At 66.8% G+C, this 17,811-nt stretch carries 20 protein-coding genes; 8 read left to right on the forward strand and 12 right to left on the reverse strand.

The window, feature by feature from the left end; genetic code table 11:
• Window positions 1-126: 126 nt before the first annotated feature.
• Window positions 127-552, forward strand: coding sequence for a DUF779 domain-containing protein (locus AC1DW9_RS09010; RefSeq protein WP_476775743.1), 426 nt, complete (start codon window positions 127-129; stop codon window positions 550-552).
• Between the two features lie 19 nt (window positions 553-571).
• On the opposite strand, the gene AC1DW9_RS09015 is transcribed toward AC1DW9_RS09010, so the two are convergent.
• A complete protein-coding gene (locus tag AC1DW9_RS09015) occupies window positions 572-1,363 on the reverse strand; it encodes a class I SAM-dependent methyltransferase (RefSeq protein ID WP_476775744.1) in 792 nt (263 codons plus the stop codon).
• Between the two features lie 234 nt (window positions 1,364-1,597).
• On the opposite strand from AC1DW9_RS09015, the gene AC1DW9_RS09020 reads away from it, so the two are divergent.
• Window positions 1,598-2,488, forward strand: a complete 891-nt coding sequence (locus tag AC1DW9_RS09020) for a LysR substrate-binding domain-containing protein (protein WP_476775745.1) — start codon at window positions 1,598-1,600, stop codon at window positions 2,486-2,488.
• A gap of 37 nt (window positions 2,489-2,525) precedes the next feature.
• Here AC1DW9_RS09020 and AC1DW9_RS09025 read toward each other — a convergent pair whose 3' ends face one another.
• The 4 genes from AC1DW9_RS09025 to msrB are packed head-to-tail and all read right to left on the reverse strand — an operon-like array spanning window position 2,526 to window position 6,068.
• On the reverse strand, window positions 2,526-2,921 hold the full coding sequence (locus AC1DW9_RS09025; RefSeq protein ID WP_476775862.1) for an NUDIX hydrolase: 396 nt from the start codon (window positions 2,919-2,921) through the stop codon (window positions 2,526-2,528).
• 52 nt (window positions 2,922-2,973) lie between these two features.
• Window positions 2,974-3,726: a peptide-methionine (S)-S-oxide reductase MsrA gene (gene msrA / locus AC1DW9_RS09030; RefSeq protein WP_476775746.1), complete on the reverse strand. Its 753-nt coding sequence runs from the start codon at window positions 3,724-3,726 to the stop codon at window positions 2,974-2,976.
• A 15-nt stretch (window positions 3,727-3,741) separates the two neighbouring features.
• On the reverse strand, window positions 3,742-5,574 hold the full coding sequence (locus AC1DW9_RS09035; protein ID WP_476775747.1) for a cytochrome c biogenesis protein DipZ: 1,833 nt from the start codon (window positions 5,572-5,574) through the stop codon (window positions 3,742-3,744).
• Between the two features lie 11 nt (window positions 5,575-5,585).
• On the reverse strand, window positions 5,586-6,068 hold the full coding sequence (msrB, locus tag AC1DW9_RS09040; protein ID WP_476775863.1) for a peptide-methionine (R)-S-oxide reductase MsrB: 483 nt from the start codon (window positions 6,066-6,068) through the stop codon (window positions 5,586-5,588).
• Window positions 6,069-6,512: 444 nt separating this feature from the next.
• Between msrB and AC1DW9_RS09045 the strand changes: the two genes are divergently transcribed.
• Window positions 6,513-6,800 carry a type II toxin-antitoxin system RelE/ParE family toxin gene (locus AC1DW9_RS09045; RefSeq protein WP_441488613.1) on the forward strand — a complete coding sequence of 96 codons (288 nt, stop codon included), beginning with the start codon at window positions 6,513-6,515 and terminating at the stop codon, window positions 6,798-6,800.
• On the forward strand, window positions 6,800-7,102 hold the full coding sequence (locus AC1DW9_RS09050; protein ID WP_441488612.1) for a HigA family addiction module antitoxin: 303 nt from the start codon (window positions 6,800-6,802) through the stop codon (window positions 7,100-7,102). Before AC1DW9_RS09045 ends, AC1DW9_RS09050 begins: the two co-directional genes overlap by 1 nt.
• 6 nt (window positions 7,103-7,108) lie before the next feature.
• Here AC1DW9_RS09050 and AC1DW9_RS09055 read toward each other — a convergent pair whose 3' ends face one another.
• The gene (locus AC1DW9_RS09055) at window positions 7,109-8,011 is read right to left on the reverse strand and encodes a LysR family transcriptional regulator (RefSeq protein WP_476775748.1); all 903 of its coding nucleotides are present in this window, start codon (window positions 8,009-8,011) and stop codon (window positions 7,109-7,111) included.
• A 103-nt stretch (window positions 8,012-8,114) separates the two neighbouring features.
• On the opposite strand from AC1DW9_RS09055, the gene AC1DW9_RS09060 reads away from it, so the two are divergent.
• Window positions 8,115-9,530: an aldehyde dehydrogenase family protein gene (locus AC1DW9_RS09060; RefSeq protein WP_476775749.1), complete on the forward strand. Its 1,416-nt coding sequence runs from the start codon at window positions 8,115-8,117 to the stop codon at window positions 9,528-9,530.
• Between the two features lie 63 nt (window positions 9,531-9,593).
• Here AC1DW9_RS09060 and AC1DW9_RS09065 read toward each other — a convergent pair whose 3' ends face one another.
• Both AC1DW9_RS09065 and AC1DW9_RS09070 read right to left on the reverse strand, forming a co-directional pair.
• Window positions 9,594-10,505 carry an SDR family NAD(P)-dependent oxidoreductase gene (locus AC1DW9_RS09065; protein ID WP_476775750.1) on the reverse strand — a complete coding sequence of 304 codons (912 nt, stop codon included), beginning with the start codon at window positions 10,503-10,505 and terminating at the stop codon, window positions 9,594-9,596.
• Between the two features lie 67 nt (window positions 10,506-10,572).
• Complete coding sequence (locus AC1DW9_RS09070) at window positions 10,573-11,313, reverse strand: SDR family oxidoreductase (protein WP_476775751.1); 741 nt, start codon at window positions 11,311-11,313, stop codon at window positions 10,573-10,575.
• 113 nt (window positions 11,314-11,426) lie between these two features.
• Here AC1DW9_RS09070 and AC1DW9_RS09075 point away from each other — a divergent pair, with 113 nt between their 5' ends.
• Entirely contained in the window at window positions 11,427-12,320 is an 894-nt protein-coding gene (locus AC1DW9_RS09075; RefSeq protein ID WP_476775752.1) for a LysR family transcriptional regulator, read from the forward strand.
• Window positions 12,321-12,379: 59 nt separating this feature from the next.
• On the opposite strand, the gene AC1DW9_RS09080 is transcribed toward AC1DW9_RS09075, so the two are convergent.
• The 3 genes from AC1DW9_RS09080 to AC1DW9_RS09090 all read right to left on the reverse strand — a co-directional run bounded on the left by AC1DW9_RS09080 (window position 12,380) and on the right by AC1DW9_RS09090 (window position 14,150).
• Window positions 12,380-13,018 carry a ferric reductase-like transmembrane domain-containing protein gene (locus tag AC1DW9_RS09080; RefSeq protein ID WP_476775753.1) on the reverse strand — a complete coding sequence of 213 codons (639 nt, stop codon included), beginning with the start codon at window positions 13,016-13,018 and terminating at the stop codon, window positions 12,380-12,382.
• Window positions 12,999-13,532 (reverse strand): peptidase associated/transthyretin-like domain-containing protein, encoded by a 534-nt coding sequence (locus AC1DW9_RS09085; RefSeq protein ID WP_476775754.1) that lies wholly within the window; start codon window positions 13,530-13,532, stop codon window positions 12,999-13,001. The genes AC1DW9_RS09080 and AC1DW9_RS09085 overlap by 20 nt, the downstream gene beginning before the upstream one ends.
• Window positions 13,533-13,952: 420 nt before the next feature.
• Complete coding sequence (locus AC1DW9_RS09090) at window positions 13,953-14,150, reverse strand: hypothetical protein (protein WP_476855074.1); 198 nt, start codon at window positions 14,148-14,150, stop codon at window positions 13,953-13,955.
• 240 nt (window positions 14,151-14,390) lie between these two features.
• Here AC1DW9_RS09090 and AC1DW9_RS09095 point away from each other — a divergent pair, with 240 nt between their 5' ends.
• Entirely contained in the window at window positions 14,391-14,915 is a 525-nt protein-coding gene (locus AC1DW9_RS09095; protein WP_476775756.1) for a hypothetical protein, read from the forward strand.
• 120 nt (window positions 14,916-15,035) lie between these two features.
• On the forward strand, window positions 15,036-15,839 hold the full coding sequence (locus AC1DW9_RS09100) for a lipid II flippase Amj family protein (RefSeq protein ID WP_476775757.1): 804 nt from the start codon (window positions 15,036-15,038) through the stop codon (window positions 15,837-15,839).
• Between the two features lie 187 nt (window positions 15,840-16,026).
• Here the strand turns inward: AC1DW9_RS09100 and AC1DW9_RS09105 are convergent, their stop codons facing one another.
• A complete protein-coding gene (locus AC1DW9_RS09105; RefSeq protein WP_476775758.1) occupies window positions 16,027-17,631 on the reverse strand; it encodes an ABC-F family ATP-binding cassette domain-containing protein in 1,605 nt (534 codons plus the stop codon).
• Window positions 17,632-17,811 lie beyond the last annotated feature (180 nt).

The raw sequence follows: 17,811 nt of genomic DNA on the forward strand, positions 1-17,811 counted from the left end.
GCCCGGCACGCCCGCAGCGAAGACGTTGCTGCGGGCGTGCCGGGATGTCCCGCAAGCCGCATGGCCTGGCGTTGAGCCTGGGCGTACGGCAGGTTTTGGTCGTCCCACGCCACGGGGAGCTCCGGCATGAGCGAGCACGTCATCGGGCAGGTCCCAGTCATCGAGCAGGTCCAGGTTATCGAGCAGGTCACCGCCACTCCGGCTGCGCTACGCCTGATCGCGCGGCTGCAGGCCAAGCACGGAGACATTCTGTTTCATCAGTCGGGAGGCTGCTGCGATGGCTCCTCGCCGATGTGCTATCCGCAGGGCGATTTCATCGTCTCGGACCATGACGTGAAGCTGGGCGAGGTTGGCGGCGTTCCGGTCTATATCAGCGGTTCGCAATTCGCCCTCTGGCGCCATACCCAGCTGATCATCGACGTCGTCCCCGGCCGGGGCGGAATGTTCTCGCTGGAGAACGGCACGGAGCAGCGCTTCCTCACGCGCTCGCGTGCCTTTTCCGGCGAGGAGATGTGCCGCCTCGATGGCGGGACAATCAGCTCCGCCGGCTGAGCTGCAGGTCCAGCCGGCCTTACGGTTCGGCGATGATCAGCCGCAAGGAACCATCGAAGGCCGCTTGCCGGCGCAACGCCCCGTGACGCGCGTCCCAGCTGCCGTCTTCGAGCGCGCGCTGGAGATGTGCGACATAGCCCGCGCGGGCCGGGTCGCCGACGAAGCTCCAGGCCGAATTCGCCGCCCGGGCACCGGCCTCGAGCAGGCGTTCCGGGCGCCCATAATAGGCCTCGTTGAAACCGTCCCGGCAGTCGAAGGGAATGGCGACCGGGTCGGCGCGCGTCTGGCCGCCGAGCAATGTGCGGATGCGGCCAAGCGCGGGGTAGCGGCGGGCCTCGGTGGCGAGAACCTCGGGCGCGTAATCGTTCAGCCAGAAGCGTTGCACGAGATCGGGGTCGCAGCTCAGGATGATGACCCGTCCGCGCGTCACGCGCCGCATATCGGCAAGCCCGGCCTCCAGGTTCTTCCATTGATGGATGGAGAAGGTCGTCATGCTGGCGTCGAAATGCCCGTCCGGGAAAGGCAGCGCCTCGGCGACCGCGTCAATGGCAGGGGCGAGATCGGCGGGACGTTGGGCGCGCATCGAGGCCGAGGGCTCGACGGCCGTGACGTCGCGATCCCGCGGTTCGTAGGAGCCTGCGCCGGCTCCGACATTCAGCACGGTCCGCGCGGTGCCGAGGGCCTGCTCGATCTGGGCGGCAATTGCCGGCTCGGGCTGCCGATACGCGGTATAGCCCGCGCCGATGACGCCGTAATTCGCGTCCCCGGCGCTGCCGTCCGCTTGGCGTGGATTCACCGAACCGACCGTCATCGAGACCTCCCTGTTGCGTCAAAGGGGCTGGCAGATGCGTGCGGGCCTTGCGCCGCGCATCGCCTGCGTTCCGTTAACTCAATGCACAGCCACCTGCCTTCCTCGACCCGCCCATGAAGACACGGGATCGACTGAAAGCTGGCCGGCCATGGCGGTTCTTCTAGAGGTACACTGCCCCTCATGCTATCGAGTTAAAATCCGATCATGGTGAGCTAAACTCACGGACCATCAGTCATGCCGCGCAAGCTTCCGCCGCTTTCCGCCCTCAGGGCCTTTGAGGCGACGGCGCGTCTCGGCTCGGTGACGCGTGCGGGCGAGGAGCTCGGCCGAACCCATGGCGCGGTCAGCCGCCAGCTTCGGAGCCTGCAGGATCATGCGGGTGTGGAGCTTTTCGAGAAGGCGGGGACCGGCTTGCGGCTGAATGAACGCGGCGAGGCCTTGCGGCAGGTCGTCGCCGGATCGCTCGATGCGCTCGAGCAGGGCTGGCTGCGCGTGCTGGAGGAGGCGCGCGGGCCGAGCGTGCATGTGGCCTGCAGCGCCACCTTCGCCATGCGCTGGCTCGTGCCGCATCTGCAGGGCTTCTACCGTCGCCATCCCGAGATCCGGCTACGCCTGTCGATGACCGCCGCGCAGGAGATCAGGCACCAGGGCGCCGATCTGGTGCTGGTCTGGGATCGCCGCTCCTATCCCGCGCGCGACCGGGAGAGGGCGATCCGCCTGACCGATATCGCCTTCGGGCCCGTCTGCGCTCCCGGGCATGCGATCACGCGGGACGGCGAGCGCCTGGTCTGCTCGACCCGGATTGCCCATGAGCACAGCGCGAGCGCCTGGGAGACCTGGCAGGTCAATACGGGCCTGACGGCGAGCCACGAGGCGGAGCTCTTCTTTCCGCACACGCATCTCTGCATCGAGGCCGCGCTGGCGGGCTTGGGCGTGGCGCTTGTCGAGCAGCGCATGGTCGGGGAAGACCTTGCGGCCGGCAGGCTGGTTGCGCCTTGCGGGTTTGTTCCGTTCGCCGATGGCCTTGCCGCCATCCCCGCCAGGGATCATGGCGTTTCACCGGCCGCGCGCGCCTTCCTCGCCTGGATCGCCGAAGAATTCGCCGCCGAAGCTGCCGCCCACTGAGCCGTCGCCTGTCGCCGAGATCGCGGGAGACGGCGTGTCAGGAACCGGCGCGTGTCCGATGGAGCGGCAGGATGGCATCGCGCGTCAGCGGGGCGAGTTCGGGATGGGGCGCGCAAGCCGGATCGAACCGGATCAGCTCCGCGATCTCCGCGGCGGGGGCGAGCGTCCGATCCGTGGACAGGCTGAACAGCTCCGCCTCGACGGTGAAACCCTGCTCATGGGCTGCAGGCGCCGCGAAACAGCCGAGATAGCGCGGCGACGACGGCGCGACGACAAGGCCGAGTTCCTCGTGCAGCTCGCGTATCAGCGCCGCCAGCGGCGTCTCGTCGGGCTGGATCTTGCCTCCGGGCTGCATGAAGGCGCTGGTGCTGCGCTTCCGCACCAGGATCAGCCGGTCCTGTCGGTCCGTGAGCAGGGCGGCCGCGATCCTGATCGTCGGCGGGGGGTCAAAGGCATCTGTCCGGCAGGCCGATTGGTCCGTTCCTTCAGTTGGAGAGACCGGTCTTGGCGACGAGCGCCGGGTTCGGGCGATAGAGCGCGGGATACAGGCGCTTCAGGCTTTCGATCTTCGGCAGGTCGTTGATCACGATATAGGGGTGGCTCGGGTTCTTCGTCAGGAAGTCCTGATGATAGGCCTCGGCCGGGTAGAAGGGCCGGTCCGGCTCGATCTTGGTCACGATCGCCGCGTTGAAGGCCCTCGCCTGGTTGAGCTGGGCGATATAGGCCTTGGCGATCCGGGCCTGGTCCGCATTGGTCGGGAAGATCGCCGAGCGATACTGCGTGCCGATATCGGGACCCTGGCGGTTGAGCTCGGTCGGATCATGCGCTGCCGAGAAATAGACCTGCAGGATGCGCGCATAGCTGATCTTGCGCGGATCATAGGTGATCTGGACCGCTTCGGCATGGCCGGTGCGGCCCGAGCCGACCTGCTCGTAGCGGGCGGTCGCCTTCTCGCCGCCGGCATAGCCGGAGACGGCATTGCTGACACCGTCGACATGCTGGAAGACGCCTTGCACGCCCCAGAAGCAGCCGCCGGCCAGGACAGCGACTTCGGACGTGGCTTGCGGGGCCGGTTCAGCGGCCGACAGGGCGGGAATCGCGCGGGGCGCATTCTCGGCGGCCGATGGTGAAATCCGCAGGCCGAGGCCGACGAGCCCGATCAGCGCCAGGGCGGCGAGGGCAGGCCGGCCGTAGCGCGCGACGGGCGATCCGGCGGTCTTGGCGCGTGGATGTGTCATGTCCAATCTCCCTGTTCAGCCGAAGGTGAAGGCATAGGCCTGTACGCCGGGGTCGAGGAAGCGGATCTCGAACAGGCGATCGCCGACCTCGCCCTTCTGGCGTATGAGCTGGTAGAGCCGCTGCTCGCTCACAATCCCCTGGCCGTCGGCATCGCTGTCCATGCCATGGTCGTCGCCGGGCGGGGCGCCGTCGATGGTGACGCGAAAGCGCACCGGCTTGCCATCCGCTCCCGGACCGAGAACCAGATGCAGGTCGCGCGCATGGAAGCGGAAGCCGATGCTGCCATCCTTCTCATCCAGCGTTGCGTGCTCGGCACCGATCGTCCAGCCGCCTGACAGGCCCCATTCATTGAGCCGGGGCTGGCCCAGCGCATAGGCCTGGTGCGTGTCCTGGACGATGCCGCCGGGCGAGACGAAGTTTTCCGCCCGCTCATACCCCAGATAGGTCTCCGGCGAGCGGACATTGCCGGCATCGGACGCGGCTTCCGCGCCGACGGCCTTGACCGCAACGAGTTCTGTCGGCGTACCGGTCCCGCCCGCCTCGGCCAGCAGCGTCTGGATCACCCGTTCGGAGGCGTCGTAGTCACCCTCGCCGAACTGATGGTGGCGGACCCGGCCTTGCGCGTCGATGAAATAATGCGCCGGCCAATAGCGGTTCTTGAAGGCGCGCCAGATCGCAAAATCATTGTCTATCGCGACGGGGTAGCCGATCTGAAGATCGTTCACCGCCTTCTTGACGTTGCCGCTGGTCTTCTCGAAGGCGAATTCCGGCGTATGCACGCCGATCACCACCAGACCCTGATCCTTGTACTTCTCGGCCCAGGCGCGGACATAGGGGATCGTCCGCAGGCAGTTGATGCAGGAATAGGTCCAGAAATCGATCAGGACGACCTTGCCCTTGAGCTGCTCACTGGTCAGCGGCGGCGAGTTCAACCATTCGACCGCCCCCGCCAGCACCGGCATCACGCCCTCGACGGGCAGTTCGTCACTCGCCTGCGCAGGCTTGCCCTGCATCATCATGGCGTTACCGCCCGTCATGGCCGGGTTCGCGGCCATCATGGCGGGGTTGGCGCCCGTCATCGCGGGGCCGCCCTGCATGGCCACCGGGGACTGTCCGGGCGCCTCTGTTTCCGGCCGGAGCCGGTCGACCAGCCGTTGCTCAAGCGCCGATGTGCTCGCCAGCGAGACGCGTGTCAGGAAGCCGGTGTCGAGCCCGAGCGCGATCGCCGCGACCGCAGCCAGCACCGCAACACCCATACCCCGCCGCAGCCACTCGCCGGCGCCCAGCGAGCGCTTCATGGCGGAAAAGACCCGGCCGCCGACCAGGAGCGCCAATGCGAGCGAGGTTGCAGCTCCGGCGGCATAGGAGAGCAGCAGGAGCGAAGTGCCGGCATTCGCCCCCTGCAGGGCAGCCCCGGTCAGGATCAATCCGAGAACCGGCCCGGCGCAGGGCGCCCAGAGCAGGCCGGTTGCGACGCCGAGCAGGAGCGAAGGTGCGACCGCGCCCTTGCCCTGTTCCGCCTGCTCGGAGAGGCGTCCGCCGAGCGCCACCAGCGGGCGTGTCGCCCAGTCCGAAAGGGAGGGGAACAGCAGCGCGAGCCCGAAGATGGCGAGCAGGCCGATTGCGATCAGCCGGCCATATTGGTTGGCTTCGACGGCCCAGCTGCCGCCGACGGCCGCCAGCGTCGCGATGCCGGCGAAGCTCGCGGCCATGCCGACGAGCATCGGCAGCCCGCTGCGCAGGAAGGGCTGGCCCGCACGGGCGAAGACGAAGGGCAGGACAGGCAGGATGCAGGGGCTGACGATCGTCAGCACACCGCCGAGATAGGCGAGCAGGAACAGGGTCATCGCTGCCGCTCTCAGGCCGCCATCGGCTTGAAGGTCATGGAAACGCCATTCATGCAGTAGCGCAGGCCGGTAGGCTTCGGACCGTCGTTGAAGACATGGCCCTGGTGGCCGCCGCAGCGGCTGCAATGCACGCTCGTGCGCTGCATCCCGAGCGAGTTGTCGGTCTCGGTGCCGACCGCCTTGTCCAGGGGCGCCCAGAAGCTCGGCCAGCCGGTGCCGCTGTCATATTTCGTGGTCGAGGAGAAAAGCGGCTGGTCGCAGCCGGCGCAGGCGAAGTCGCCACGGCGCTTCTCGTTCAGCAGCGGGCTCGTATAGGGGCGCTCCGTGCCGCTCTGGCGCAGGACGGCGTATTGCTCGGGCTTGAGCAGGCGGCGCCATTCGGCGTCGGTATGGGTGACGGGGAGGGTCACCTCGGAACGCGCGATGAGGGCCAGCAAGGGCGATGATGCCGCCGCAAGGCCTGCGCTTCTCAGCAGGATATGTCGCCTCGTCATCATGGTGCTGGCCTCCCGCTCCGGGATGATTCCTGTGTCCCCGAACAAGCTAGCGACGAGACCGCTATTCTTCCATGGGCATAGCGCTCACCGCGCGACCATGTGATCGCTGCGTGATGTCGCAATCTCATCCCGGCCGGCTATCGCGAAGGGGCGATGACACGGGGCCGCGAACGGCCCGGCGCTGTATCCATGAGGGCGCAACGCGGGGCCGCTACACGCATTGCGAGAAGCCCGCGCCGAAGGCACTCCCGCCCCGCGGCGGCCAACGGGACGGATGCGGCTGGACCAGATCGGCACCACGTCAATCGCAGCCGGGCGGGGCTTCCGGAGCTGGGGCAATGTCGCGGGGGCAGGATGGCACGTCTACAAGCCAGCTGCGGCTTGCCTTCTGGGTGTAAAGCGACACTTGACGCGTGACGGCTGCGGGCCTACATCGTCGGCGTGGACATCGAGAGCATCAGGCATAAGGCGCTCCGGACGTTCGCGGAGACAGGGAGAGCCAAGGGGGTGCCTGGCAATCTCGTCGGACGACTTCGGAATATGCTGGCCTATCTGGCCGTGATCGAGGCAGTCGAAGAACTGAACATTCCGCCCAATTTCGGCGCTCACCTTCTGACTGGCGATCGCTCTGGCGTTTGGTCGCTCACGGTCACGAAGAACTGGCGAATGACCTTTCACATCAACGAGGCGGGCGCGATCGAGGACATCGATCTGGAGGATTGTCACTGATGGCCATCAAGCTTCATCCAAGCTTCGCCGTCCACCCTGGGGCGTGGCTCAAGACCGAGTTCGTCCTGCCGCATGGGCTGAGCGTAACCGTCACCGCCGAGAAGTTGGGCGTGACCCGTCAGGCCATGAGCAATCTTCTGAACGGCAAGGCCGGCTTGTCGGCCGAGATGGCGATCCGCTTCGAGAAGGCGTTCGGCGTCCGCGCCGATACGATGCTGCGGATGCAGGCGGCGCATGATCTCGCCGAGGCCAGGGCCCATGAAGACGACATCAAGGTGCAACGGATCGCCGTGGCTGCCTGAGGCCGTCTATTTGCGGCTCCGTTCATTCGTCTCCCGGATCAGCGCGATCAGCGCGCGCAGGCCCGCCGGGACGTGCCGGCGGCCGGGATAGTAGAGACAGAGGCCAGGAAAGGGCGGGCTCCAGTCCTCCAGCACCGGGATCAACGCCCCTGAGGCGATATGCGGTGCGACCGACCATTCGCTGAGATAGGCAAGACCGGTCCCGGCCAGGGCCGCCTCCAGCATCAGGGTCATTTCGTCGAGGGTGAGTGATCCCGGCACATCGATCTCGACCTGCTCGCCGCGCTGCTCGAACTCCCAGTGATAGATCGCGCCGCTCGCCATCCGCGCGCGGATGCAGCGGTGCTGGAGGAGGTCGCCCGGCACGACAGGCCTGGTGCGCCCCTGGAAATAGCCGGGCGATCCCACTACGACCTGTCGCAAGGCGGGGCCGATCGGAACCGCGATCATGTCCTGCGGGACCGTCTCCGCCAGCCGGATGCCGGCATCAAACCCCTGTCCGACGATGTCGACCAGGCGTCCCTCGGTGACGAGCACCACGTTCATGTCCGGGTAGCGCCTGAGATAGTCCAGGATCACCGGCGTCAGGATCATCCGGGCCGCGCCGGCTGATGTGTTGATCCTCAGCGTGCCGGCCGGGGTGTGCCGATGGCTGTTGATGCCCTCGATCGCGCCGCTGATCTCGGCGAGCGCCGGAGCGATCCGGGCGATGAATTGCTCGCCCGCATCGGTCATCGCAACGCTTCGCGTCGTTCGGTTGAACAGCCGCACCCCCAGCCGCGCCTCCAGCGCAGCCACAGCATGGCTCAGCGCCGAGGAGGACATGCCGAGTTCGGTTGCAGCGGCGCGGAAGCTGCCGAGCCGCGCAACGGCGGCGATCGCGTCGTATTCGCTGAGGCCTGTCTTCATTGTCCCGAATTCTGCATCACTCCATGCCGCTTTATCCTGATTATCCAATCGATCCTAGCGCCCTATCTCGGCTTCATCAAACCCGAGGCACCGGAGGCCAGCCATGATGACCATCGACACGATCTATATCGACGGGGCGTTCGTCACGCCGCACGGGACCGAACTCTTCGACCTCCACAACCCGGCGACCGGCCGCGTGATCGGCCAGGTCCAGCTTGGCGACGAGATCGACACCCGCACCGCGATCGCAGCCGCCAAGCGCGCCTTTCCCGCGTTTTCACGCAGCTCGAGGCAGGAGCGCATCGCCTTGCTCAATCGGTTGGCCGACGCGGTGCAGGCGCGCAGTGCCGAGCTGACCGAGGCCGTGATCGAGGAATACGGGGCGCCAATATCCCGGGCGGAGTGGATGTCGGACTATGCGGTCGGCGGTTTCCGGCTCGCTGCGCAGACGCTGCAGACCTATGAGTTCACCCGCCGGATCGGCTCGGCGAAGGTGACGATGGAGCCGCTCGGCGTCGTCGGGCTGATCACGCCCTGGAACGCCAATGCCGGCTTCATCTGCAACAAGCTCGCCATGGTGATCGCCTCGGGCTCGACCGCGGTGATCAAGCCCAGCGAGATGAGTGCGATCCAGACCCAGATCGTGACCGAGGCCCTGCACGAGGCCGGTGTTCCCGCCGGTGTGTTCAACATCGTCACCGGTCGCGGCGAGGTCGTTGGGGCCGAGATCAGCGCGCATCGCGATATCGCCAAGGTCTCCTTCACGGGATCGACCGCGACCGGCCGCGCAATCCTGCGTGCCGGGGCCGAAACGATGAAGCGCGTGACGCTCGAACTCGGTGGAAAATCGCCGATGGTCATTCTCGACGATGCCGATTTCGCTGAAGCCGTGCCCTTCGCATTGATGGCCGGCTTCATGAACAGCGGCCAGGCCTGCATCGCCGGCACCCGTATCCTGGTGCCGCGGGCGAGGCTCGCGGAGTTCGAGGCGGCGATCAAGGCGGCCGTGGCGGAGGTCAGGTCGGGCGCCCCGCGCGATCCGGAAACGGCGATCGGCCCGATGGTCAGCCAACGGCAATGGGACCGCGTCCAGTCCTATATTCGCAAGGGAAGCGAGGAAGGGGCGACGCTCCTGATCGGAGGCGAAGGACGGCCAGAAGGGACGAAGGATGGCTGGTTCGTGCGGCCGACCGTCTTCACCGACGTCCACAACGACATGACCATCGCGCGCGACGAGATCTTTGGGCCGGTCCTGTCGATCATCCCCTATGGCACCGAGGCTGACGCGATCGCGATCGCAAACGACACCGATTATGGCCTCCACGCCTATGTCGCCGGTTCCGATCCCGCTCGCGCGCAGGCCGTGGCGGACCAGCTGGTCGCCGGGCGCGTCGTCATCAACGGCGCTCCCATGGAGCCGATGGCGCCGTTCGGCGGCTTCAAGCAATCCGGTATCGGGCGCGAGAACGGCGTGTTCGGGCTCGAGGCCTATCTCGAACCCAAGGCGGTGATGGGCTGATCGGGGCAGACCACGAGCCGGGGCCCGGCTGAACGGCGGGCCCCGGCCTACACCCGAACCGGTTCAGGCGTTGATCGCGGGATGGAGCAGGTTTTCCAGGCCGATATTGCGGTAGATCTCGCGGCGCATGCGGTCGGCGACGCCGTTGACGATCTCCGCGCCGTCCTGCGACGGGTCGACATGGACGCGGAACGGGCGTTTCCCGAAAGGCGCGTCGACGACCCGGACGATCGCGCGGGCGACCTCGTCCGGGTCGGCATCGGCGGGTTCCAGACCGGCGAGGCCCTGGAGCGCCTTGTCGGCGATGCCAGCATAGGGGCCGGACGCATATTCCGCCGCGCGCGCCTCGTCGGCAGGCTTGCCGGAATGGGCGAAGTGGTTGGTGCCTTTGGTGAAGGCGCCGGGCACCATGATGGTGGTCTCGATGCCCCAGAGCGCGAGCTCGGTGGAATAGGAGACCGCCAGCGCATCCATCGCCGCCTTGGCGGCGAAATAGGGCGCGAGGAATGGTGGCGTGCCGCCACGCGTCGAGCTCGAGCCGACCCAGACCAGCAGGCCCTTGCCCTGGGCTCTCAGCCGGGGAAGGGCGGCGCGGTTGACGCGCTGCGCGCCGAGCACGTTCACGTCATATTGCTGGATGAACTGGTCGGAGGTGAAAGCCTCCGCCGGCCCGAAGACCATGTGGCCGGCATTGTGGACGATGACGTCGAGCCGGCCGGCCTCGCTGATCATGCGGGCGACACCGGCCTCGGCAGATGTGTCCGACTGGACGTCGAGTTCGACCGTGCGCAGATCGACGCCTTCCGCGCTCGCCCATTGCGCCGCAGCCGCGACCTGCGGTGCGTTGTGGCCTTTCGTCTCGCGCATCGAGGCGTAGACGATGTGGCCGGCCTGGGCGAGGGCCTTGGCGGTCATCAGGCAGAAGCCCGAGGAGGCGCCGGTGACGAGGATGACTTGGCTGGGCGGGCTGGGCATGACGCTGGTCCCTTGCTGAGTGTGAGATGAAGTGGAGCGGTCCCGGGGAAATCCCGGGCGTGCCGGATCAGATGATCCCGCCATTGGCTCGCAGCGTCTGGCCGTTGATCCAGGCGCCGTCCGGCCCTGCCAGGAACGCGACGGCATCCGCGATGTCTTTGGGCTGGCCCAGGCGCTCGAGCGGGGCGAGCTTCGCGAGGCGCTCGATCACCTCTTGCGGTTTGCCGTCGAGGAAGAGCTTGGTCGCAGTCGGGCCGGGCGCGATCGCGTTGACGGTGATGTTCCGCCCGCGCAACTCCTTGGCGAGGACGCTCGTCATCGCCTCGACCGCAGCCTTGGTCGCGGCATAGACGCCGTAGCCCGGTTGCAGCAGGCCGGTGACGCTGGACGAGAAATTCACGATCCGGCCGCCATCGCGCAGTCTCCGGGCGGCTTCGCGCAGGGTGTTGAAGGTGCCCCTCAGATTGACCGCGATCTGGCGCTCGAACAGGGCGTCGTCGCTGTCGGCGATATTCGCCAGGGTCATGATGCCGGCATTGTTGATCAGCACATCGACGCCGCCGAAGGCGGCCTCCGCGCTGTCGAACATGCGACGCACCGCCTCGACATTCGTGATGTCGGCCTGGGCGGCGACGGCGCGACCGCCCGCGGCCTCGATCCGGGCGACGAGCGCCTCGGCCGACGCGGCATTGCCGGCATAGTTCACCACCACGGTGAAGCCGTCCTTGGCGAGACGCTCGGCAACCGCAGCGCCGATGCCGCCTGAGGCGCCCGTCACGATCGCGACCTTGCTGCTCGGGTTCGTCATGGTCTTTCTCCTTGGCTCACTGCCGGTGTCCGGCGGCTGTGAGGGGAGAATGGACGTTCCCTTGCGCGGGATAATCAGCCATTATCCGGCATCACTATTCGGGAAGTCGAATAATGGACCGCTTCGATGCCATGCGGGTCTTCACCCGGATCGTGGAGCGCCGCAGCTTCACGCAGGCCGCCGAGGATCTCGGCCTGCCGCGCTCATCGGTGACCGATGCGGTCAAGGGTCTGGAGGCGAGGCTGGGCGTGCGGCTGCTGCAGCGGACGACCCGGCAGGTCAGCCCGACGCTCGACGGCGAGGCCTATTACCGGCGCTGCCTGGCGCTGATTGCCGATCTCGAAGATGCGGAGGGTGCCTTTGCCGGTGCAAAACCGAGCGGCCTGGTGCGGATCGATGTCCACGGCACCCAGGCCCGGCATTTCCTGCTGCCGGGGCTCGGCCGTTTCCTCGAGGCCTATCCCGGCATTCGCCTGCATATCGGCGAGGCGCACCAGGCTCTCGATCTCGTCCGGGAAGGGTTCGACTGCATCCTGCGGGCGGGGCCGCTCGTCGACAGCCCCCTGATCCGGCGCAAGCTCGCGGAGCTCGGCCGCGGCACCTTCGCGAGCCCCTCCTATCTCGAACGCTTCGGCGAGCCGCGGACGCCGGACGATCTGGAGCATCATCACATCATCGGCCTGTTCGCTCCCGATGCGGCGAGCGTCAGTCCGCTGGTCTTCACCGAGCGCAGCCGGGAACGGCAGATCACCCCGCCTTCCGTGGTGACCGTGACCGGCCCCGAGACGAATGTCGCCTGCGCCTGCCTCGGCCTCGGGATCATTCAGGTCCCGCGCTACCGCGTCGCGCCCGAACTGGCCAGCGGCGCGCTCGTCGAGATCCTGGCGGACTATCCTCCGACCCCGCTGCCCATCCATGTCCTCTATTCGCATACGCGCCAGCTATCGCCGCGCGTGCGCGTCGTCATCGACTGGATGGCGGAACAGTTCCGGTCCCGCACGGTCTGAGGCGCCTACCGATCCTGCTGCAGCCGCGGGCTGCGGGCGTGAAGTGTGGCTGGGCCTGCTTATGTGCCTCTCACGGCCCGCCGCCGACGCCAGGGCGCCAGAACATTGACTTCGAGCGCGCCGGCCGTCGTCGCGGCCATCGCGGCAATGCAGATCACCAGCTTGGAGTATTCCTCCATCGCGCCTTCGATCAGAATGGCGTGGATCGCGCCGGCACCGACGATCGCGACCGCCAGAACGCTGTGCAGGATGCGCCAGAGCCGATAGTCGAGCCGTAGCGCGCGCCGGGTCGCCGCCAGCACGGCCGTCAGCACCAGACACCACAGGCTGATCACCCCATAGAGCGAGAACGGCGTCGGCGCGACCAGCAGCAGCGTATCGGTCACATCTTCGGGGCTGTAGGCGTAGAGAGCGCCGACATGCAGCACGACCGCGGCGACAATCGCGATACCGCACAGGCGGTGCCAGCGTATGCCGTCCCTGGCGGCAAGCAGCGGCGGGGCGGCCGCCATCAGGAGAGGCTGCACAAACAGCAGGCTGAGCGCCACCACGCCGGCCATGCCGCCGGTGAGCCAGAGCAGTTCCCGCCCGCCCAGCAATGGGCTTAAGCCGGCGGCAATGACCGGCGCGGCGGCGATGGCTGCCACAAGAAACCATGCCGCGATGCGGCGGCCTCCGTCAGCTCCGGCGCGGCTCATTCGAAGCGGCGGGCGCGAGGACGAAGTCGGCGGTGATGCTCGTATCATGCCGGCTGTTCAGGACGGGTCGCAGGAACAGCGTCGTGAAGCCGGGATCATCATAGGCAATGTGAATGTGGGGTTGCCCGAACTGCGGGACGATCGGCGAGATCTCGAGCCGGTAGGCGCCATCCGGCCCCGTCATGACGCTGCCGCGGTTGCTTGGAACCCGCTCCCCGCCGCGCTCCGTGGCGGCCCAGATCTGGATGCGGAGATTGGACAGCGGCGCACCGTCGCCTGCTCTGCGAACAACGCCCGAGGCGACGAAGCCGGAGCCGAGATTCTGCACCACCGGCGCGTTGGCGACGTAATTGTTGGAGCCGCCGGGCATGGTCTCGGTGGGCGAGAACGCGCTGCTTGCCGATGACTGCGCGATGGCGGAGGTGAAGGAGCGGGGCAGCAAGGCTGCGGCTCCGACCGCTGCCGCACCTGCGAGAACGGCTCTGCGATCCCTAACGATGATCTTGCGGGTCATTGTCTCTTCCTTCGCTATGGATTTGACGTCTGTAGCCCTCAACTGTGTTGCGACGCGGCAATCGCGCGGCCTGAAAGGCCCGATCTTGCTGCTTCAACCTATCGGTTTTGCGCCCGCCAAGTCCACCGACTGGGCCCGCCGCTTGCGGCGCGGTCGATCACCTTCGCGTCATGACACGCCGGTTCTCCGTGCGAAACGCGGGGAATGGCGCGCCGAAAGGCGGGGAGCGGGCGCGACGCGTCGATCCACCGGCCCGCGGCTCGGCCATGGGGCGCCGCGCGCCGAAAGCCCGCCCGAAAGGCGTGTCGGCAGGTCCGCGCCACGGCGGAGGGGCGACCGCCACAAAGGCGCGCCGCCGTGCTAACGGCGGCGGCCTGATGGCGAATGATCGGTCGGATGGCGGCAGTCAGGGAAACCGCGTCAAGCCCTTTGGCGAAGCGTGCGCAGCTGGCGCTCGAGAAGCATCAGCCGGATGCCGTGCTGTTTCTGAATGCGGCACATGTCTTCGAGTATGGCCAGCAATTGTGCCATATTGACACCGGCTCGGGCTGGCTCGGGCTCAAGGCCAAGCCGCTGAAACAGGGAGGGGTTTTCGACCAGGCGAGGCATATCCGGCATGGTGTGATCCTCATTTCTGGTGCCCATTGGGCTGTCTTCACGGCCCCGAGCTGTTCCATTCCGGAACACCTCACGCCCGCACCACATGCCCAGCAAGAACGCCGCCAGACATGTCTGGGCCCTCCGCGCGAACCTTCGGCTCAGGACGGCGTTCCGATTGAACGGGGCCAAGGCGCCTGCCGGGAACCAGCCGGCGCAATCTTGGTTCAGTCCAAGGCGCATCAAGCGAGGACGGATCTGATGACACGCACGATCATCCGCTCATTCGACGACCCTGCCGATGCCGAGACTGCCATCACGAGACTGGAAGCAGCAGGCCTGCCGCCAGATGACATCAGCATCATTCGCTCCCCCACAGCGACCATCAGCAAAGATGCCTCCCGGGGAGCCGAGCTCGGCGGCGCGGTCGGCGCGGGCGCGGGCCTTCTGGCCGGGGTGGCAGCACTTCCCCTGCCTGGCATCGGGCCGGTTCTGGCGGCCGGGTGGCTGCTCGGCACATTGGCCGTCGGCACCACGGCCGGCGCCGCAGCCGGAAGCCTGATCGGGGCGCTGACCGGCGCCGGACTGAGCGAGGACGAGGCCCATTTCTACGCGGAAACGATCCGGCGCGGCAGCACGGTGGTCTCGGTCCGCACCTCCGATTCCCATGCCGCGGTCATCGAGAAGATCCTGGATGGAGCCGGTCCGATCGATGCGAAGGTGCGCCGCGGCGAATATGAGCGGGCAGGCTGGAGCCGCTTCGACGAAACGACATCGCCTCCGTGACGCCGCCTCGAGGCGGTCGCCCTCTGAAAGGAGAGGCAAAGCCGGGATCATGGCTGAGGCTCGGTCGGCATGATAGCGCTGAGCCCGGGACAGGGATCACGGCCGCCTGGGGAGGGAACCATGGATTTTCAGTTGGCGCTCATCATTGGGTTGACCTTCGTGATCCACCTGATCGGCACCCTCGCCTATGCCTTCAGGATTGCGGGCATCCGCACCGGCCACATCGCCATCGCGTTCTCCCTCTTCAACGTTCTCGTCCTGATCTCGCGGACTTCAAATTCATTTCAGGGGCCATTTCTGGCAAAACGTGTCGAGAACGCCATCAAGAGTCCCGTACTCCACGATCTTCACTTCGATTTCGCGCTGATCATCGCCAGTGCCTCGGCCGCCACCTTGATCGGCGGCCTGCTGATCCCGACCTTTCAACGCTATTCGACGATCGCGGTGTCGAGCTTCAAACGAAATCGTTCGATGCCGCGCCTGTTGGCTCGCTCTCTGACGCCGCGCGGCGTTTCCCTCATCGGGTCATCGGCCAAGATCCCGAGCTACCAGAATCTCTATCTTCTCAAGCTCCCGACAGATGTTCCCGTGTCGGTCATCCTGATGAATTTCGTAGCCAGTGCGCTTTGGACCGTTGGCGTGCTGGCGGCGATCTATGCCGGAACGATCGATCCGGACTTGCGCGTGACTGCGAGCACGCTGTCCTCAGTGATCAACGGCGTCGCGACGATCATGATGTTCATCCTGATCGATCCCTATCTTGCGGCCCTTACGGACGACACCGTCAGCGGAACCTCGGATGACGGCTTCTTCCGAAAGGTCGTGGTCTGGATGATTGCCGGGCGTTTGGCGGGAACCATCGCTGCTCAGGCCATTCTGGTGCCTGCTGCGCAGTTGATCGTCTGGGTCGCCAAGGCAATCTAGCGCCCGTTGCCTGAGCTCCAACAGTGGGGGGCAAGCTGACTGATCGAGTGCTGCCCGCCGACCCTCGCCAGCAGCGGCGGCCTGACGGCTGCATCGGCCATCATGCGAGACAGGCTTCGCCGCCCGCCGCGACGATCTCCTCCTCGCACATGCTCCGATGCGGCGCCGGTCACCTTGCTTCCGCTCGCTAAGACAGTGTGGTCGCTCTCCCCGACGGCAGTTCCAGCCGCCGGGAGATTTGCGACGCCTCCAGGAGTGCTTCGTCGTGGCTGACGACGACGAGCGCGCCGTCATAGGCGCGCAGCCCGGCCTCCACAGCCTCGATCGAGTCGATGTCCAGATGGTTCGTCGGCTCGTCGAGCAGGAGCAGCGGAGGAGGGGTCTTTCCGCCGAGAACGCAGGCGAGGCCGGCACGCAGCATCTGTCCACCGCTGAGGGACAAGACACGCTGAAGCGCGGCATCGGCCCTGAACATGAAGCGGGCGAGCGCGGCCCGGCAGGCATTTTCGTCGGCCTGCGGATTGATCCGAAGGAAATTGTCCCTGATCGAGAGCGCTGGATCGAGCAGGCTGACGCGCTGGTCGAGCATGGCGAAACCGGTCAGGACGCGGACGCTCCCCGCCCAGGGCCGCAACTGTCCGGCGATCAACGCAAGCAAGGTCGTCTTTCCCGAGCCATTGGGGCCGGTGACGGCCAGGCGCTCCGGGCCGGTCACCGTCAGGGAGAGGTCGCGGAGAATCGGCCGCTCCCGCTCATGGCCTGCGCTGACGCGATCGATCGTCAGCACGGTTCTGTTCGCCGGCAGCCCTGTCGAGGGCAGGGTTACAGAGAGCGGCTGCAGAATCTCGATGCGCTCGCGTGCGGCAGTCGCGGCCGCCAAGGCCTGCGAGCGTCTGTCCTCGGTGAGGCGGGCATTGCCGCCTCCGCTGTCTTCGCTGCGATCCTTCAGCAGGCCCAGGGCGATCCGTGGCATGCCGCCCTTCGCACCTGTCCTGCGGCCGGCCCCGTCCTTGCGGGCCTTGCGTTCGGTTGCCGCCTGGGCCTCGCGGGCCAATTCGGCGAGATGTTTGTCGGCGTCCGCGAGATCGTGCTGCGCGGCGGCGAGCTCGAGCGCCTTGCGCTCGCGATAGGCGCTCCAATTGCCGCCATAGCGCGTCGCGCCGAGAGAGGTCAGCTCGACGATGGCATCCATGGTCTCGAGCAGCTCGCGATCATGGCTCACGACGATGGCACCAGAGCGCCAGTTGGCGAGGAGATCGATCACGGCGCTCCGGCCTTCCCGGTCGAGATTGTTCGTGGGTTCGTCCAGCAGGAGGAAATCGGGTTCCGCGAAGATAAGCGCAGCGAGGCTGGCCCGCGTGCGCTGCCCGCCGGAGAGGGCAGTCAGTCGCGCCTGCGGTTGCACTTCAAGCCCAACCTGGGCGAGGGCGGCCGACAGGCGCGCCTCAAGCGTCCAGTCGGCTTTCCCGAGTTCGTCGATGGTGGCTTCGCCGGCCGCGGCACGGTGCAGGAGCGCCAGCGCCTCAGTCGCTCCAAACAGCCCCGCGATCGTTTCGTCGGGATTGATCTGGACGGCCTGGCGCAGGACGCCAAGCGTTCCGCTCACAAAAACGCGCCCCGACTGGGGGGAGAGTTCGCCAGAGATCAACCGGAGAAGCGAGGTCTTTCCGATGCCGTTACGGCCGACGAGGCCGACGCGTTCCGGCCCGAAACTCAGGTCGAGGTCAGAGAGGAGAGAGCGGCCGTCAGGTGCCGACAGCGTCAGATGGGACAGGATGATGGAGGCAGGCATGAATACGGATCTCCCCGGGGGCAAGGCGGACTGGCTTTGCGGTCGGGGTGAAATCCATGGCTGCAGACATCCTGTGGGAACTGATAACGGGCGTTATCTAGCTCCGTGATCCCTCCGGATCAAGCGTCGTACGGAGGCTTTGCATTGCACGCCGGGTCTGGACGGTCGCGCTTTTGGCAC

The organism is Allobosea sp. P4_E12 (genome assembly GCF_056401655.1).

What these genes read in the sequence shown, in the direction of transcription:
- AC1DW9_RS09065 (WP_476775750.1), bottom strand. Translation starts at nt 10,505, where the DNA reads ATGCCCAGCCCGCCCAGCCAAGTCATCCTCGTCACCGGCGCCTCCTCG.
- AC1DW9_RS09090 (WP_476855074.1), bottom strand. Translation starts at nt 14,150, where the DNA reads ATGCCGGATATGCCTCGCCTGGTCGAAAACCCCTCCCTGTTTCAGCGG.
- AC1DW9_RS09070 (WP_476775751.1), bottom strand. Translation starts at nt 11,313, where the DNA reads ATGACGAACCCGAGCAGCAAGGTCGCGATCGTGACGGGCGCCTCAGGC.
- AC1DW9_RS09055 (WP_476775748.1), bottom strand. Translation starts at nt 8,011, where the DNA reads ATGAAGACAGGCCTCAGCGAATACGACGCGATCGCCGCCGTTGCGCGG.
- AC1DW9_RS09020 (WP_476775745.1), top strand. Translation starts at nt 1,598, where the DNA reads ATGCCGCGCAAGCTTCCGCCGCTTTCCGCCCTCAGGGCCTTTGAGGCG.
- AC1DW9_RS09015 (WP_476775744.1), bottom strand. Translation starts at nt 1,363, where the DNA reads ATGACGGTCGGTTCGGTGAATCCACGCCAAGCGGACGGCAGCGCCGGG.
- AC1DW9_RS09105 (WP_476775758.1), bottom strand. Translation starts at nt 17,631, where the DNA reads ATGCCTGCCTCCATCATCCTGTCCCATCTGACGCTGTCGGCACCTGAC.
- AC1DW9_RS09095 (WP_476775756.1), top strand. Translation starts at nt 14,391, where the DNA reads ATGACACGCACGATCATCCGCTCATTCGACGACCCTGCCGATGCCGAG.
- AC1DW9_RS09050 (WP_441488612.1), top strand. Translation starts at nt 6,800, where the DNA reads ATGGCCATCAAGCTTCATCCAAGCTTCGCCGTCCACCCTGGGGCGTGG.
- msrB (WP_476775863.1), bottom strand. Translation starts at nt 6,068, where the DNA reads ATGACGAGGCGACATATCCTGCTGAGAAGCGCAGGCCTTGCGGCGGCA.
- msrA (WP_476775746.1), bottom strand. Translation starts at nt 3,726, where the DNA reads ATGACACATCCACGCGCCAAGACCGCCGGATCGCCCGTCGCGCGCTAC.
- AC1DW9_RS09080 (WP_476775753.1), bottom strand. Translation starts at nt 13,018, where the DNA reads ATGAGCCGCGCCGGAGCTGACGGAGGCCGCCGCATCGCGGCATGGTTT.
- AC1DW9_RS09100 (WP_476775757.1), top strand. Translation starts at nt 15,036, where the DNA reads ATGGATTTTCAGTTGGCGCTCATCATTGGGTTGACCTTCGTGATCCAC.
- AC1DW9_RS09010 (WP_476775743.1), top strand. Translation starts at nt 127, where the DNA reads ATGAGCGAGCACGTCATCGGGCAGGTCCCAGTCATCGAGCAGGTCCAG.
- AC1DW9_RS09085 (WP_476775754.1), bottom strand. Translation starts at nt 13,532, where the DNA reads ATGACCCGCAAGATCATCGTTAGGGATCGCAGAGCCGTTCTCGCAGGT.
- AC1DW9_RS09075 (WP_476775752.1), top strand. Translation starts at nt 11,427, where the DNA reads ATGGACCGCTTCGATGCCATGCGGGTCTTCACCCGGATCGTGGAGCGC.
- AC1DW9_RS09035 (WP_476775747.1), bottom strand. Translation starts at nt 5,574, where the DNA reads ATGACCCTGTTCCTGCTCGCCTATCTCGGCGGTGTGCTGACGATCGTC.
- AC1DW9_RS09060 (WP_476775749.1), top strand. Translation starts at nt 8,115, where the DNA reads ATGATGACCATCGACACGATCTATATCGACGGGGCGTTCGTCACGCCG.